The organism is Microbulbifer echini (assembly GCF_041447225.1).
Classification (GTDB): domain Bacteria; phylum Pseudomonadota; class Gammaproteobacteria; order Pseudomonadales; family Cellvibrionaceae; genus Microbulbifer; species Microbulbifer echini.
Genome location: NZ_JBGMEL010000006.1, coordinates 80,421 through 93,046 on the forward strand (window position 1 = coordinate 80,421; position 12,626 = coordinate 93,046).

A 12,626-nucleotide genomic window follows, 5' to 3' on the forward strand; every position below is an offset into this window, starting at 1 on the left:
GGTTCAGCGAGGCGCCATCCAGAGATGGCTACCAGAAACTTACTTATCGATAATATTTCTCAACCCCTCACTTTTCTTTAAATTAAAACACTTGCTTAAAGACACATTAATATTATTCTTGGACTTCAAATTTGGAGAGTAATTTTTAATGAACAATGAAATTTCCTGGAACTTATCTGCTGAAACATCACTGTGCTCAACAATTCCTCCGGCTATAGATCGTATCTCATCAGTGTCATAGCCTTTCTCCTTGAAATACCAAAATAAACAGTTTGCCTGAGCATACTGATACAACATTTCTTGAGTGTCCTCACTAGTGCTGCTCGTTGGTGGTGGTGCACAGGAAACAAGTGCAAAAAAAATCAGAAAAAGCAACCCAGCCTTTCGCATTAGAAGGTCTCCCAAAACATTATTTGGCTCGCCCTATCACCATAATCCGACCCGACACAAGCACTGCCATTCCATAAGTCTGCATGCCCGGTTACATCAGTCCAGCCGGACACTTCAAAGACTATTATCCCCTTCTTGCCCGCCAGCTCTGTCTTATAAGTGTCAGTAGGTATTAATCTTGGCGAGCCATAAACTTCTCGAAGATATTTGGCAAGGATCTTGACCCTGTATAGATACCAAAATTTTCTCTCCAGACGATACCTGGACCACATCATTTCCGTTGCCATCTTGCGCCTTATAAATGGGAATCTAGTGCATTTCTCCAGAATAGTTAAATGCCTTTGATATTCTGGTCTTCAGCTTAACCTTGCCCGCTATTTCAGTAAAAACTTTCCCCTGCGGACTTGTTAGGAATGTTTTGCAGCAAAGCAGTTCATTCTGGTTGTTTTTCACCATTTATCCTTAATTCGCTTTCAAATAGAATTCCAATGAGCGCTACATTCCACTTCCAAGTATCTCCCCGCAAGGCGTTCCATAAAATATGAGCCAGCTACTTAAGATGTTCTACAACCTCAGTTAGTCCTGGGCCAATTACAGAGACTGACCCCAACCTGTTTAGAGGTTTAGCACTAGCCACCGATTACTCCTGATTACTCTCTAGACATCACAAACAACTATGTCTGGATCTGTGATAACGGTTATTAATGCGCCATCTGACTAATCCAAATCTAGCAAAACCTAGCCCCGATGGAACATTCGGTTTTGATATCAAAGTACCAATAACCAACTCTAAATAGTCTCTCCGGGCTCGTATGACGGCCTTAAGCAATGTGAGGTGTAGCTCTCAGTCCCCGTCCCCAAATCATCGGTAACCTCGCTCTTTGGAGCAGAAAATCATTCAACGATGGGAGAGGCTAAATAGTGAAAGAAATTATTAGAAATTGACTTCAAGCTCTGCCTACTCCGTTCCAGGCAGAGGGTCGAAGTAGGCGGTCGTAGGGGGATCAAGTCAGACTTGTACTGCCTTTATCTGCCCGCTCCTTCTCATGCACAATCCGATACAACAGCGGCAATACAAACAGGGTTAAGAGCGTAGAAGAAATAATCCCCCCAATGACTACCGTAGCCAGTGGCCTTTGCACTTCGGCTCCGGTACCCACATTCAAGGCCATGGGCACAAATCCAAGGCTGGCCACCAGTGCCGTCATCAGTACCGGGCGTAGCCGGATCATGGCGCCGTCGATAATGGAGGTCAGCAACTCGCCGCCCTGCTCGCGCAATTGACGGATGAAGGAGAGCATTACCAGGCCATTGAGCACCGCTACACCGGAGAGCGCGATAAAACCTACTCCGGCGGAGATTGATAAGGGCATACCGCGCAGCCACAGGGCCAGAACACCCCCAGTTAGCGCCAGGGGGACGCCAGTGAAGATTATCAAAGCATCCTTGAATGAGCCGAAGGCCATTACCAATAGGCCGAGGATTACCAGCAATGTGAGCGGAACCACGATGGAAAGGCGGGTGCTGGCGGACTCTAACTGTTCAAAAGTGCCACCGTAGACCAACCAATAACCGGCAGGCAGGGCTACTTGCTGCTCGATACGCGCCCTCGCCTCTTCCACAAAGGAACCCAGATCGCGATCGCGCACATTGGCTGTGACCACCACACGGCGCTTGCCGTTTTCGCGGCTGATCTGGTTGGGAGCCGGGGTCATTTCCAGGCTGGCGACTTCAGACAGGGGCACATAGCTGCCCAATGCGCTGCCTGCGGGCAAGGGTACAGGTAAATCGCCAAGGTTTTCATAATCGCGGCGCAAACTTTCCGGCAAACGAACCACCAGCTGGAAACGACGGTCGCCTTCGTAAATCAGGCCAGCCTCTTCACCCCCAATAGCGGTAGATACCAAATCCTGCAGAGTTTGTAGATCGATACCGTAGCGGGCGAGTGCGATGCGTTTGGGCACCACAGAGAGAACCGGTAAGCCTTCCACCTGTTCTACACGCGCATCAGCAACGCCTTCAATCCCATTCAGTACACCGAGGATCTCATTTGAAGATGCGACCAATTGGTCCAGATCATCGCCGAACACTTTGATACCCAAGTCGGCACGCACACCGGAAATCAGTTCGTTAAAACGCATTTGGATCGGCTGGGTAAACTCGTAGTTATTACCCGGCAAGAGGCGCACGGCCTCTTCGATGTCCGCTACCAGCTGCTCCTGGGGCAGTTTCGGGTTGGGCCATTGGTCTCTGGGTTTCAGCGTCACAAAATTATCGGCCACATTTGGCGGCATTGGATCGGTGGCCACTTCCGGGGTACCAATCTTTGCGAATACCTTATCGACCTGAGGAAACTCTTTAATACGCTGCTCCAGCAAACGCTGCATTTCCACCGACTGCTCCAAGCCGGTACCGGGAATGCGCAAGGCATGCAGTGCGATATCCCCCTCATTGAGTTGGGGAATAAATTCCGAACCGAGCGTGGTGGCAAGCCAGCTACAAAACATTACCAGCGCCATAGCGCCACAAAGCACCAGCCAACGCACTTTCATGGCGGCGATCAACAGTGGCTTGTACAGGGATTTGGTGGCAACGATCACCTTGTTTTCTTTCTCACTAATTTTGCCAGTGAGGAAAACAGCAACCGCTGCCGGGACCACGGTCAGTGAAAGCACCAGCGCAGCCAGCAAGGCCATCACTACCGTCGCCGCCATGGGGTGGAACATCTTGCCTTCCACACCGGTAAGCGTGAACAGCGGGATATACACCACCGTAATAATCAGCACACCGAACAGGCTCGGGCGAATGACTTCATTGGTGGCATGGAAGACCAGCTCTAAACGTTCCTGTAGAGGCAACTTACCTCCATTTCGGTGCTGCGCTTCGGCGAGCCGGCGAATGGCGTTCTCCACAATAATCACCGCCCCATCGACGATCAGTCCAAAATCGAGGGCACCGAGACTCATCAGGTTAGCGGAGACACCGGTTTGCACCATGCCGAAAATGGTGGCGAGCATGGAAAGTGGGATCACTGCGGCGGTAATAAAGGCCGCGCGCATATTCCCTAGCAACAAGAACAGTACAACGATAACCAGTAGCGCGCCTTCGACGAGGTTTTTCTGCACGGTGGCGATGGCTTTATCTACCAAGGTAGTGCGATCGTAAACGGCTTCCACCTTAATACCTTTCGGCACCGTAGTTTTCACCCGCTCCAGGGCTTCCGCCACATTGCGAGCGACCTCGCGGGAGTTCTCCCCCACCAACATCATGGCCGTACCCAGTACCGTTTCTTCGCCATCACGGGTGGCGGCACCGGTGCGCAGCTCTTTACCGATAGCCACGTCCGCCACATCGGAAATCTTTACCGGCACTCCGGCGCGACTGGTAATGACCACATCTTCGATTTCGGCGATATCTTGCAGCTGCCCTGGGGAGCGTACCAGCAGTTGGCGACCGTTATTTTCCAGATAACCGGCACCGCGACTTTCGTTGTTGCGGCGCAAGGCCTCAACGATATCTTCCATCGATACACCGAAGTTGAGCATCTGACGGGGATCGGGGGTAACGTGATACTGCTTGTTGTAACCGCCGATGGTGTTCACTTCCGTAACGCCAGGCACCAGAGACAATTGCGGTTTGATGATCCAGTCCTGGATTTCCCGCAAGGCGGTGGCATCGTAGGGCTGCCCGTTGGGCTGGGTAGCGCCGGGCAGTGCCTCTACGGTGTACATGAAAATCTCACCGAGCCCGGTAGCGATAGGCCCCATTTCGGGTTCCAGCTCCGGGGGTAAATTACTCTTAATAGTACCGAGGCGACTGTTAATTAAGTTGCGCGCAAAATAGAGATCCGTGCCCTCCTTAAACACCACTGTTACCTGGGATAGCCCGTAGCGGGAAAGCGAGCGGGTATATTCCAGATTTGGCAAGCCGGCGAGCGCGGCCTCTACCGGGTAAGTAATCCGCTGCTCCGCCTCCAAAGGCGAATAGCCGGGAGCCTCGGTATTAATCTGCACCTGAACATTGGTGATATCGGGGACCGCATCGATAGGGAGTTTCTGGTAACTCCAAACCCCCAGCCCCACCAAGATAAAAATCAGGGACAGCACGAAGTAACGCCGCTCAATAGAGAAACGCAGGATGTTTTCAATCATCTTCTGGCCTCTCTTAGTTAGTGGCTGTGCGCAGCGCCGGATTTTTCGATATCCGCTTTAATCAGGTAACTGTTCTCGGTGACATAGCGATCGCCCACATTGAGCCCGCTCAGCACTTCGGTAACCCTGCCATCACTGCGCCCCAATTTCAGCGGACGAATCTCGTAGGTTTCCCCCACTTGGATAAATACCACCGTCCAGTCGCGGAAAGGTTGCAACGCGCGATTCTCCACGACTAAAGGCGCAGGCTTTTCATTGGTCACCACCTGGCCCTGAACCATCAGATCCGTAGTCCAAAGGTCATTGGGGTTTTCGATGGCGGCTCTCGCAATGGCGAAGGGTTGACCGTTACCACCGGGAGCGAGGCTGGTGATGGTGGAATCAAAAGTACGGTTGCCGGCAATAATGGAAACCTTTTGGCCCCGATTGATCTGGCCGCGACGTGTCGGAAATACCTGTAGCTCGGCCCACAACTGGTTGTAGTTGGCGATAGTAAACAGCACACGTTCACCGCTGAACTCACCGCGACTGGTCTGCTTATCGATGATCTGACCACTAATAGGCGCAATCAAAGGATAAGTTTGCAAGCTGTCATTGGATTCGATCGTTGCAAGCTTTTCCCCCTTCTCTACCAAGTCACCAAGGGCTTTTTCGATAGTGACGACGGTTCCCGGATAGCGCGCTCGCACATGGCTGATACTGCGATGATCGATCGCAGTTTTGCCGTACAAAGTCACACTTTCTGTAATGGTGCCAGGACCAGCTACGGCAGTTTTAATACCGGCCTTCTCTGCCATCTGCTCTGTGATCTGCACCCGGCCTTCATGGGATTCATACTGCCACTTGGTACGCTCGCCATTATGAAAAACTGAAACCGTCACCTCGAAAGAGTGAGGCTCCCCCACGATGCCTTCGCCGCGGTAATACCCGGTGCTGGACGCCCAGGAAAATGGGATCTGATCCACTTTGCCGCCGAGTCTCTCTAGCTCAACCGAGAGGCGGGCATTGTCGAGCGACTTCCCATCGTGGGTAATCCAGGCACGGAATTCCGGCTGCACGCCGCTTTCATAAATAAGCAGCTCCACGGCAAGATCGCCCTCTTCCAATAAACGGCCACCATTGGGGCCCTTTTCCTCTTCATGCTCATCCTGCCCACCATGGCTTTTGCCGTGGTCACCACTGGCGTGACTCTGTGGTGCCAGCCATACCCCTGTAAGCAGCAGGGACAGTGACAATATCGCCAGCCGAAGCGCTTTTGTTGATCTGCTCATATCTCAATCCAAAATTATTTACTGCTATCAACGCCAGCGGACCCCAAGGGACTGGCGGTCAGCTGTTCAATCTCCGCACCGAAAAGAAGTACGGATCGAGCCGCTTCGATCCGGGCGCGCTTTGCATCGAGGAGTTCCTCGCGTGCGGAGATTAGGTCTACGTAGGAATCCCGACCGCGACGGTAGGCGCGGTCTACTTCGTTTAAGGCTTGGCGAAGTTTAGGGATTACGGCGTCTTGCAAAGTGGAAACTCTACCAAGTGCCTGCTCGCGACTGGTCACCGCCAGGTAGAGTTGCGGGTAGAGTTGCAGCAAAGCCGCCTCACGACGCAGCACGACTTCATCCAATTCGGTCATTGCCGTTATGACAGCTCCGCGATTGCGTTTGGCACCAAATAAAGGGACGTTAAAACCCGCCAGAACAGCGGTTTCATTGACAGCTGGATTCACACGAAGACCGGCATACCAGCCAACATCTGGCCTCGAATTTGCCTGTGTGAGACGCAACTGCGAGGCCTGCAGACGCTCTTCGGAAGCAAAGCGTGCTATCGCAGGGTTTTCCTGGGCTTGCACATACAGTACATCGAAGCTTGCACCCGGCTCGAAGCGGTAGAGCTCGCTGGAATCCACCAGATAATCCTGGGCAGGCTGCCCCCATAGAGCTGATAGTGCGAGCTTGTAGTACACCAACATGCTCTGGTCACCCTCCTCAGCCAACAAGGCTTTCGCCAGGGCTGATTCTGCACGCAAACGCTCAGAAACGGGGCTCGCTGCGGCGCTGACCCGCGTACTCACCGCACTCAGGGTCTCCCGAGCGAGGGAGACTTTCTCTTTGGCTAAGACCACCAACTCCTGAGCGGCAAGTACCTGGGTGTAGCGGCGAATAACTTCGGCCAAGAGGTCTAACGCCTTGGCCTGTTCATCGGCGATTAACAAGTCTCGCTGTGCGTTCACCACATCAACACGTGCCATTCGTTTGCTCCCTAACTCGATCACTGAAGACAGTGTCACGGTTAGCTCAAACTCGTTATCGGCATCGTCTTCAGGATCTGGGGCATTATCCGAGTTACTTTCATTGAAATGCTTGTATTCGGTTTCAACGCCCAATTCCAACGCGGGTTTCAGGGCGGCAGTCTGCCCGGCACCGTCCAGCCCTCTCTTCTGCAATGGAAATACTGCGAGTTCCGGATTTTGCGCGAGCGTTAGCCCAATCGCATCCGGTAGTGTCAGCAAGTCCCCCTTCTGCGCAAATACCGATTGCGCAGGTAAACACAAAACCGCCGCCAACAACGGCCACAAGGCACGGCAACGAATCACACTCGCAATGAGCGTGCGAAACAAATCCATGAGGTTCTCCAAATCCTATCTCTTTCGGCGCGCGCGAGCTTTTAAGGGCCCGTTCGCAAAACTGAGAAATCAGACTTGGGTTATCGGTGGGCGCAACAGGGGAGAAAAGTAACCGCTGGGTACAGCCGCGCTAATCACTTCGCGATAAGAAATACTGCCCCAGAGAAGAGGCTGGAAGGACTGCCCTAACAAGCCGGCAGCGGTACTGCCATGACAATGGCAGCAATGATTACAAAAATCTAGCAGTGGTGCATGCGCACCGGGCTCCCCAGCAACGGGCGATTCCTGGATAACTTCGTCCGTTGAGGACGTGGCTTCGACATCGGTAGGATTGAGCTCGCCACTGCTACCGGACCAATCCAGATGGTGGGGCTCGAGATGGCTGGTAACATCCTGTAGTTCTTCGTGACTGTCATAGAAAGCACCTGCAGTCTGGAAGACCAGCAGCGCAATCAATAAAAAGGACAGTCTGAGTAGGTTCATAAGAACAGCGGGACCACAAAATCTTGTTTTTGACTCTAACAAACATGACAGCATAGCTCAAATAGAAACCCACAGCTGCACATGACTCTACGGGGCTAAACACGAACATAGTCGAAAAGGTGGATTAACAGTCACCCGAAAGCCAGGCTGTTCAATACCAACCTCAACCAAGATCGCCTTTAACTCCTCTACACTGATTTTGATGCCACTAATTTGATTTTGTACTGGGAGGTATCGGTCTATGCTTGCCCCTCACCCACTTGGCTACCATACCAGGGCACTGCTTCTCGCGGTGTCAATGGCACTGATTCCCGCTGCTTTCGCACAGCCCGCACCCACACCCCCTGATAATCCACCCACTCAGGGCCAGCAAGGCGGTTCAGGCGGTCCACCACAGAACCAACCCGCCCCCACCGATGGCACAACAGGGCAGGGTCAGATGCCTCCGGCTCTGGCTGGAATCGCGGAAAATGGAGAGGCGATTGACCCCAAAGCCATGGAGGCTCTGAAAAAGATGGGGGAATATCTGGCGAGCATGAAAATGCTGATGTTTAAAGCCAGGATCTTTGCCGATGTAGTTCTGGAGAATGAACAGAAGCTATTAATTGGCGGCAAGGTCACCTATATGGCCATGCCACCCAATCAGTTGCGCGTTGATCTGACCACTGATTCGATCACACGAAGATTCCTTCACGCCGGCAATAAGTTCACCATGATCGCTCCGCGCAATGGTTACTTTGCGGAAATGCAGGCTACAGAGCCGACAGCCCAGGTACTCAGTAAAGCTGCGAAGGAGTATGGCATTGAAGTGCCTTTTGCGGATTTACTCGAATGGGGTCGCAAACCGGACGCCTGGGCTGGGATCAAAGAGGGTTTTTTGGTCAATTCGCCAATGATCAATGGGCAGCGCACCAAACACTGGGCCTTCCGCTCGGAAAACCTGGACTGGGAAATCTGGATCAAAGTTGGCGACCAGCCTCTACCTCTGCGTATCTCTACAGTAAATACTCGCGACCCGGCCAAGCCGCGCTTCCTCGCGACGCTTAAGTGGATGAAGGCCAAGCCCGAAGCGGCGAAGAAATTCATCGCGAATACCGAGAAGCTTAAGCAGATCCCATTTAAAAAGGCCGAGCCGAACAAGAAGGAGGCCTCGCAATGATTCGTGTTAAGTACCCCAAGGCCCGAGCCTTGTCCTTATGGGCCGCGCCACTGATCCTCTCGGGAACTCTACTCTGCAGCATTTTCAGTTCCGAGGTGCAGGCGCGAGGACACTTTGGAGGAGGCGGCGCTCATTTCAATGTTGGCGGGCATTTCCATGCCGCTCGTCCAATGCCTGGTGGACGCTTCCACGGCGAATTTGAACGGGGAGACTTTGAACGGCGATTCCCCAATCATCCCCCTTTTCACCCTGTTCGTCCCGGACACCACCGCCATCCGCCTTATCCCCCACCCTGGCGCCCCCGGCACTGGCCATACCCCGGCCCTGCCTATTGGGGAGTTACCGCGGTAGGTGTGGGGGGGTGGCTATACACTCTGCCACCAAGCTGTGTCAGGGTAAGCATCGGCAATGTGACCTATGAACGTTGTGGAACTTACTGGTATCAACCCCACTTTGTCGCTGGGCATATCGCCTATCGGCATGTACCGCCTCCGCGGCGTTAAGCCGTCTCCCTAAAGTGGTAAACGATCGCATAGGATCCCCTGGCGGAAGAGAGGAATCTATTCCCCTGTTTTCTCAGGACCACCCCCTGCATAGGATTTACTGATACGACGAAGGGCATGGAGCTGCCTACCGAAATTCCGACATGGAGCGCACATTGCCAAATGCAGCTTAAGGCTGGCCTGCTCACTGAAGAGCAGGTTGCGCTCCTGGGACTCCGACATCAGCCGCGTTGCTCCCCGGCAAGATTTCATAGACTCAACCCTCCACGCCAAACCAGTTATCTTCCAAACACTCGCGCAGCCGCAGCCGCGCCCGATGGAGTGTCACATTCAAGTTGCTCACAGAGACTTCCGCCGCGGCACAAATCTCGTGACTTTCCAGCTCAATAAACTCCCGCATCATAAATATTTGCGCCTGACGGGAAGGTAGGTGATTGAGGCAGGCATCGAAAATTCTCCAGAAGTGCTTGTCGTGAATTGCCGACTCTGGATCTGCCCACTTCTTGGGACGCTCATCCTTTCTCCAGTGACCCGTTTGATCAAACAGCTCATCGTGATCGCACTCCTCACGATCACCGCGAACGAGTTGATCCGCATCCACAAAGCGCTGCCGCTGTCGCAGGATATCGGCAATTTTGTTCTTCAAAATAGCAAATACCCAAGTTTTCAGCGCTGATCGGCCTTTAAAGCTGCGGGAATTCTTCAGAGCCCCCACAAGAGCCTCCTGTACTGCATCTTCAGCTAGCTGGACGTCCTGCAATTGCAGACTGGCGAAACGAAGCATCTGCTCCCGCAAGTCCACAAGAAACTGTGGATTCTGCAAAGAATCCTCTGCACTTGGCTCAAGCGAAGCACTGGGGGCAAGGTAATCGCTCAATTACGGTCCCTCTTAAAATCGAAGCGGAAACCGGCGATATTAACTAAAAAAGAGAGATTATCTAACAGCCAACCCACCTTGGCACCAAAAGGCAACTTTACCCCCTTACTGAACACTAATACTGTCACTGTAACTTCTTGGTCGCAGAAACCCCGCACTTGTTACAAAGTGAAAGGACAGGTAAAAGATAGCGACGCAATGGCGCCCTGCGCCCGATAGGAAAATCACTCTGCGAAAGGTAGAACCCCCATGCACGATATTGTTCAGGACTATTACGGACGCCAACTGAAAAACACATCAGACCTGCAAACTGATGCTTGCTGCGATTCCAGTGCAGTGCCGATCTGGTTGAAACCATTATTAGCCGCCATTCATCCTGAAGTCCTGTCTCGCTATTACGGTTGTGGTCTTGTGTGCCCTCCTCTGCTAGAAGGTTGCCGAGTGCTGGATCTGGGTTGTGGCTCAGGGCGTGATGTCTACCTGCTCTCCCAGTTGGTGGGCCCCAGCGGCGAAGTGGTGGGAGTGGACATGACCGATGAGCAGCTAAAGGTTGCCGAGCAGCATCGAGACTACCATGCAGATAAGTTTGGGTATGACAACGTCACCTTTTTGCACGGCTACATTGAGCGGCTTGAAGAGCTGGGACTACAAGCGGGCAGCTTTGATGTGATTGTGTCCAATTGTGTTGTAAACCTATCTACCGACAAAGGCGCGGTACTTCGCGGCTTACATCGATTACTCAAGGAAGGCGGGGAATTTTACTTCTCCGATGTCTATGCCGACCGGCGCGTACCCGATACCGTACGCACAGATCCGGAGCTAATTGGTGAGTGTCTAGGTGGCGCACTCTATTGGAATGACTTCCTCGAGCTCGCGCACTCCAACGGCTTCCGCGATAGCCGCCTAGTAGAAAGTCGCCCCTTGGAAGTCACCAACCCTATCCTTTCGGCACGTTGTGGGCGTGTGCACTTCTATTCAGCCACCTATCGCCTGTTTAAGCTCGCGGGACTGGAAAGAGATTGTGAGGATTACGGCCAGGCCGTGGTCTATAAGGGCAGTATTCCCGATCAGCCCAATGCATTTAACTTAGATGGACATCACCGGATTGAGACAGGGCGCGTATTCCCAGTGTGTGGTAACACCTGGAAAATGCTGGCCGAGACCCGAATGGCCCCACACTTCGACTTTATTGGAGACTTCTCACAGCACTACGGCTTATTTCCCGGATGTGGCCGCGAAATACCTTTCTCCCAGGGGGCAAACCGTAGTAGTAATGCCGAAAGCTCATGCTGCTAAACCACCATTTGCCAGCGCCGCACCTATCGGCGCTCCCCCATCTTCTCTAGGTTCTAAGAGGCTCTAGGCTCTGTCCCGCCGAATGGCAAAGTCGAAAAAAGTTGGCACTCTATGCTCCAGCCAGTAGCTCGGGTGCCACAATGAGCCACCCACGAAGCCTACATGCCCACCTTGCAGGGTGATTTCCAGTTGTACCATCGAGCTCACCTCCCTTTTTTCCGGGATCGCGGATGGACACACAAAAGGGTCGTCAATGGAATTGATGATCATCGTCGGTACCCCGACCTCCTTGAGAAGATGCTTACTTGATGCCTTGCTGTAATAGTCATCGGCATCCCGAAAGCCGTGCAAAGGCGCAGTGAAGGTGTTATCAAAATGGCGGAAGTTATTAAAGTTGGTGGCATCGTTCACGTTGGGTAATGCCGCCGCAATACAGGGGTTCTCAGCTTTTTGCTTTAGCGTATGACGCAGGCAACTCAGCAGGTGGCGCTGATAGAGTTTGGACAATCCAGTATTGATTCTACGACTGCAAGCGTGAAGATCCATCGGTGAAGACACGGCTACAGCAGCGGTTATCGGGCTGCATGTCCCATCCTCTCCCAGCATTTTGAGCAGCACATTCCCACCCAGAGAGTAGCCCACTACCATAATCGGAGTTGCGGGCAGCTCCCCCCTCAGTTGCTCGACCATCCAGCGCGGATCATCGCTGTCACCACTGTGGTAAGCCCTTGGCAGCCGATTGGGGACGCCCCCACAACCGCGGAAGTGCATCACGGCAACCTGATAGCGGCGTGAAAGCAGAGATTCCATCATGCCCTGAACATAGGACGAGGCCACAGAGCCTCCCAGACCGTGAAGAATCAACACCAGGGGTAATTCCGGGTCATCGACTAGTGGGCGCGGGGTGAGTAGTGCAAGGCAGTCTCCGTCTGGCGTTTCGTACCAGCGGCACTTGGTTGCTATCCAGGGTACTGGGCGATGCACCCGACCGAAGACAGTTTGAAGATGGCAATTTCCAAGGCCTGTGGCGGGGGTAAACTTATCAGTCATACTCCGGATCCCGCTAATACATTGAACCTTTCCTCAACGCTCTCCCCAGGAGAATGATTGCCGGTTGTGTGGCCGGAAATTTTCCACCAACAAACACGTA

12 protein-coding genes are annotated in these 12,626 nt (G+C 53.0%); 3 read left to right on the forward strand and 9 right to left on the reverse strand.

Annotation, left to right across the window (positions count from 1 at the left end):
* Nucleotides 1-39 precede the first annotated feature (39 nt).
* The 6 genes from ACCI51_RS07645 to ACCI51_RS07670 form a co-directional block, all read right to left on the reverse strand.
* On the reverse strand, nucleotides 40-390 hold the full coding sequence (locus tag ACCI51_RS07645; RefSeq protein WP_371843184.1) for a hypothetical protein: 351 nt from the start codon (nucleotides 388-390) through the stop codon (nucleotides 40-42).
* Nucleotides 390-677 carry a T6SS effector amidase Tae4 family protein gene (locus ACCI51_RS07650; RefSeq protein ID WP_371843185.1) on the reverse strand — a complete coding sequence of 96 codons (288 nt, stop codon included), beginning with the start codon at nucleotides 675-677 and terminating at the stop codon, nucleotides 390-392. The genes ACCI51_RS07645 and ACCI51_RS07650 overlap by 1 nt, the downstream gene beginning before the upstream one ends.
* Before the next feature lie 717 nt (nucleotides 678-1,394).
* Nucleotides 1,395-4,541, reverse strand: a complete 3,147-nt coding sequence (locus tag ACCI51_RS07655; RefSeq protein WP_371843186.1) for an efflux RND transporter permease subunit — start codon at nucleotides 4,539-4,541, stop codon at nucleotides 1,395-1,397.
* Between the two features lie 17 nt (nucleotides 4,542-4,558).
* The gene (locus ACCI51_RS07660) at nucleotides 4,559-5,812 is read right to left on the reverse strand and encodes an efflux RND transporter periplasmic adaptor subunit (RefSeq protein WP_299581222.1); all 1,254 of its coding nucleotides are present in this window, start codon (nucleotides 5,810-5,812) and stop codon (nucleotides 4,559-4,561) included.
* 14 nt (nucleotides 5,813-5,826) lie between these two features.
* Complete coding sequence (locus ACCI51_RS07665) at nucleotides 5,827-7,158, reverse strand: TolC family protein (RefSeq protein WP_371843187.1); 1,332 nt, start codon at nucleotides 7,156-7,158, stop codon at nucleotides 5,827-5,829.
* A 69-nt stretch (nucleotides 7,159-7,227) separates the two neighbouring features.
* Nucleotides 7,228-7,641, reverse strand: a complete 414-nt coding sequence (locus tag ACCI51_RS07670; RefSeq protein ID WP_299581216.1) for a hypothetical protein — start codon at nucleotides 7,639-7,641, stop codon at nucleotides 7,228-7,230.
* A 241-nt stretch (nucleotides 7,642-7,882) separates the two neighbouring features.
* Here ACCI51_RS07670 and ACCI51_RS07675 point away from each other — a divergent pair, with 241 nt between their 5' ends.
* Both ACCI51_RS07675 and ACCI51_RS07680 read left to right on the forward strand, forming a co-directional pair.
* Nucleotides 7,883-8,800, forward strand: a complete 918-nt coding sequence (locus ACCI51_RS07675) for a DUF2092 domain-containing protein (RefSeq protein ID WP_299581213.1) — start codon at nucleotides 7,883-7,885, stop codon at nucleotides 8,798-8,800.
* Entirely contained in the window at nucleotides 8,797-9,303 is a 507-nt protein-coding gene (locus tag ACCI51_RS07680; protein ID WP_299581210.1) for a hypothetical protein, read from the forward strand. Before ACCI51_RS07675 ends, ACCI51_RS07680 begins: the two co-directional genes overlap by 4 nt.
* A gap of 57 nt (nucleotides 9,304-9,360) precedes the next feature.
* Here ACCI51_RS07680 and ACCI51_RS07685 read toward each other — a convergent pair whose 3' ends face one another.
* Both ACCI51_RS07685 and ACCI51_RS07690 read right to left on the reverse strand, forming a co-directional pair.
* Nucleotides 9,361-9,555: a zf-HC2 domain-containing protein gene (locus ACCI51_RS07685; protein WP_299581207.1), complete on the reverse strand. Its 195-nt coding sequence runs from the start codon at nucleotides 9,553-9,555 to the stop codon at nucleotides 9,361-9,363.
* 4 nt (nucleotides 9,556-9,559) lie between these two features.
* Nucleotides 9,560-10,180, reverse strand: a complete 621-nt coding sequence (locus ACCI51_RS07690; protein ID WP_299581204.1) for an RNA polymerase factor sigma-70 — start codon at nucleotides 10,178-10,180, stop codon at nucleotides 9,560-9,562.
* Between the two features lie 249 nt (nucleotides 10,181-10,429).
* Between ACCI51_RS07690 and ACCI51_RS07695 the strand changes: the two genes are divergently transcribed.
* Nucleotides 10,430-11,476: a methyltransferase domain-containing protein gene (locus ACCI51_RS07695; RefSeq protein ID WP_371843188.1), complete on the forward strand. Its 1,047-nt coding sequence runs from the start codon at nucleotides 10,430-10,432 to the stop codon at nucleotides 11,474-11,476.
* Between the two features lie 63 nt (nucleotides 11,477-11,539).
* On the opposite strand, the gene ACCI51_RS07700 is transcribed toward ACCI51_RS07695, so the two are convergent.
* Complete coding sequence (locus ACCI51_RS07700; RefSeq protein WP_371843189.1) at nucleotides 11,540-12,526, reverse strand: hydrolase; 987 nt, start codon at nucleotides 12,524-12,526, stop codon at nucleotides 11,540-11,542.
* Nucleotides 12,527-12,626: the final 100 nt, after the last annotated feature.

Coding starts and splice junctions, on each gene's coding strand:
- ACCI51_RS07670 (WP_299581216.1), bottom strand. CDS start 7,641: ATGAACCTACTCAGACTGTCCTTTTTATTGATTGCGCTGCTGGTCTTC.
- ACCI51_RS07655 (WP_371843186.1), bottom strand. CDS start 4,541: ATGATTGAAAACATCCTGCGTTTCTCTATTGAGCGGCGTTACTTCGTG.
- ACCI51_RS07665 (WP_371843187.1), bottom strand. CDS start 7,158: ATGGATTTGTTTCGCACGCTCATTGCGAGTGTGATTCGTTGCCGTGCC.
- ACCI51_RS07695 (WP_371843188.1), top strand. CDS start 10,430: ATGCACGATATTGTTCAGGACTATTACGGACGCCAACTGAAAAACACA.
- ACCI51_RS07685 (WP_299581207.1), bottom strand. CDS start 9,555: ATGAAATCTTGCCGGGGAGCAACGCGGCTGATGTCGGAGTCCCAGGAG.
- ACCI51_RS07645 (WP_371843184.1), bottom strand. CDS start 390: ATGCGAAAGGCTGGGTTGCTTTTTCTGATTTTTTTTGCACTTGTTTCC.
- ACCI51_RS07650 (WP_371843185.1), bottom strand. CDS start 677: ATGGCAACGGAAATGATGTGGTCCAGGTATCGTCTGGAGAGAAAATTT.
- ACCI51_RS07700 (WP_371843189.1), bottom strand. CDS start 12,526: ATGACTGATAAGTTTACCCCCGCCACAGGCCTTGGAAATTGCCATCTT.
- ACCI51_RS07675 (WP_299581213.1), top strand. CDS start 7,883: ATGCTTGCCCCTCACCCACTTGGCTACCATACCAGGGCACTGCTTCTC.
- ACCI51_RS07660 (WP_299581222.1), bottom strand. CDS start 5,812: ATGAGCAGATCAACAAAAGCGCTTCGGCTGGCGATATTGTCACTGTCC.
- ACCI51_RS07680 (WP_299581210.1), top strand. CDS start 8,797: ATGATTCGTGTTAAGTACCCCAAGGCCCGAGCCTTGTCCTTATGGGCC.